This window comes from Verrucomicrobiota bacterium (genome assembly GCA_016871495.1).
Lineage (GTDB): Bacteria > Verrucomicrobiota > Verrucomicrobiia > Limisphaerales > VHDF01 > VHDF01.
This window is the reverse complement of record VHDF01000185.1, coordinates 1-2804: the sequence shown is the minus strand read 5'-3', so window position 1 is coordinate 2804 and position 2804 is coordinate 1. Positions and strand designations below refer to the sequence as shown.

The window sequence follows — 2804 nt, the reverse complement described above, 5'->3', positions numbered from 1 at the left end:
CCGTGACGGCGTGGGCGGTGATGGAGGCCGCGAGAACGCACAGCAGAAGACTCGCGACGGTGATGGACTTCTGCGAAACAGAACGCCCGGCAGCTCGCGCCCCTTGGCCGCCAGGCCAATGCTGAGCTCGGAGCAGAGGAGCGGTGGAGCGTGGCTGGGGCGCGGTCGATGAGAGAGCCTGCGTCTGGACAGGAATCCGCGAGTACATGGGAGTGATGGCGAAGCATTCGCCCAGGCAGAGCTTCATGCAACGGGATTTTGCGGACGCAGACGCGGTCCCGTGTATCCCGATGTTGTTGGTAGGGCGGGCCTGTCCCAGCCCGCCGCCCACTGGATGCAAAACATCATGCTCCGGCGGCGCGCCGGGACGGACGCGCCCTACCTGCATCACCGGCAACATCGGGATGCACCGGACGCGGTCCGGTGCATCCGCAAGTTGCCGGGGCGCGCCGTTCACGGCGCTTCCGGGCACGCGAACCCGCGCGCAGCGGTCTCCTCGCTCTTCATGGCCCGCCCAGAGTGGAGGCCATCACTTGAGTCAAATGCTTCCGAACGGCGCAGACTTCGCCGTCGGGAAGGTCCGAAGAAAGCCGGACCTAATGCATGGCTCGAACTATCGCCCCGAAAACACGCGGTAATAGATCGCCGTTCCGGCAGCCGGCTGGGCATCCGTGAATTCCAATGTGGTCTGAGTGGCGCTTGCGTTTCGAACCGTTTTCCAGGTTTTCAAATCGGTCGAACTTTGCAGGGAATAGGCGCGGCCGACTTGCGCGTTGATCGACATTCTCAACTGGCCATTCTGAACGCGCGGGACGGACAGCCTCGGCGCTGAGTCCAATAGATAGGTCAGGCGAGCGTTGCCGGTGGCGCCGTTGACGCCGTCCACCGCCACGAAGTAGAGCGTCCCGGCCTTGACATTAAGCTGGACCCGGCTTGCTCGCGCCACGCCCGAATCATTGTCACAGGCCTCGAGTTTCAAGGACTGGAGGTCGGTTCCCGTCCCCGTGTACACGGCCAGGACCGTATCAAAACTGCTGCCTTCGGTGGAGACGAGGAGCAGACCGTCAGCCTCGGCTTGATAAGTGAACCACTGGGATGCTCCTCCGATCACCCCGCAGTGATTGGGTTCTCGTTCTTCGGTGGTGGAGCCAAATGAATTGAAGATTTGCGTGCCGGAGTAGCCGCGAGCAGCGGCGGTGCCGGTGCCGTCGAAGGCGTCGTGTTTCAAGCTGGCCTTGCGCAGGAAAACGCCGAGGGGCGGTCGGCTGAGAGGGACCGCGTTGGCAAATTTGTCCACGATGCCAATGTCCGCGTCCAACAGGCCTTCCATTTCACTCACCAGCAGGACCACGAAGAAGCTGCGGAGCGAGCCCGCGTCGTTCTGGACCGTGACCTGATAGAGTCCGAGATCCACGAGTCCCACTTGCGGCACGACGAGCTCCGCGCGGGTGGCTCCAGGAAGAACCTCACCGTTGCGAAACCATTGATACCGGATGGGAGTGTTGTCAGGCGGCTCGCTTGTGGCCCGAATCTCGAATCGGGCTTGGTTTCCCAATCGCACGATCTGATCTCGCGGCTGAGCGGTGATGCGGGGCAGTTTGGCGCTGGTGGTGTTGAGCTCCCAGGCGAGCACGATGGATCCCTCCTCGCCAAAGTAGCCGTCGATGGCGATGGCGTAGCGGATGCCCTGGACCGCATTGAATTGAACGACGCTGGTGAAAAAGTTTCCGCCATCCTCGTCGGAAGCGACCTCCTGCAATGTGGCCAGGGTGCTGCCGGTGTAAACGGCAAGGACGGTGTCGAAATCGCTCCCGGCGGTTCGAAAACTGGCAATGCCAGTGGCTGGCGCGACCCATTCGATCCAGACGGAGGCTCCGCCATCCTCCTGCGCGTGCAAGGGTTCACCCGCCTCGCGGGTCGCATTCGCATTCGATCCGATTCCAACGCCCTGGGCTGTATTGATCGACTGGCGAGTCGCGAAGCGGTCCGAGAACGGCAGAGCCGGAACGGCGATCAAGAGACTGGCCTCCTGGCTGTCCACCGCTCCATCTGGAGCCTCCGCCACGACGCTGTAATCTCCGAAGTCGCCCAACTGGGCCGAAGGGATGACCAAAGTGGCACGGGTCGCGCCCGGGATGTCCTCGCCATTGAGCTGCCACTGATAACGGAACGGGCCGGTGCCTTCCACGCCGACCGAGAATTCGACCCTGGCGCCCTGAGCGACCGACTGGCTTTGGGGCTGTCGAACGATGGTGGGCGGGGCAAGGATGGAGATCCGCGCGGGACGGCTGACGACCGTCCCCAGAGCATTGCGAACAACCACGGTGTAGTCGCCGCGGGATGTGGGCGTGACGGAATCCAGCTCCAAGACGGAATCCGTTTCCCCCGGCAAATCGACGCCGTTGCGTTGCCATTGGAACAGGAGAGGCTCGGCCCCGGTTGCGAACACTTCCAATTCGACATCGTCGCCTTGCTCCACCGTTTCGCTCAAGGGATCGAGCCAGATAAAGGGTTCTTCGCCTGGCAGCACGAGCAGAAAGAATTCCGTTTGCACAGAAGCATTCGCGGCGTCCAGGACGCGGACGTTGACCGAAGTGAGAACGGGCGAAGGGGTGGTGCCCTGGAGGACACCGGTGGCTTCATTCAGGGTGAGCCCGGGCGGCAGCGGCGTGCTCCCAGGGACCAGACTCCAGCGATAAGGTGGTGTGCCTCCCTTGGCCAGGAGGGTGGCGCGATACTCGGCGCCGCGAAAGCCCAAGGGCAATTCCTCGGTCCGAATGGCCAGCGCGCCTCCCACGCTGCTG

Annotated in this window: 2 protein-coding genes; both read right to left on the bottom strand. The window is 63.1% G+C overall.

The window, feature by feature from the left end:
• A partial coding sequence (locus tag FJ404_19670) for a hypothetical protein (protein MBM3825065.1) occupies positions 1-400 on the bottom strand: 400 nt, incomplete at its 3' end.
• A 213-nt stretch (positions 401-613) separates the two neighbouring features.
• On the bottom strand, positions 614-2804 hold a 2191-nt coding region (locus FJ404_19665; GenBank protein MBM3825064.1), incomplete at its 5' end, for a hypothetical protein.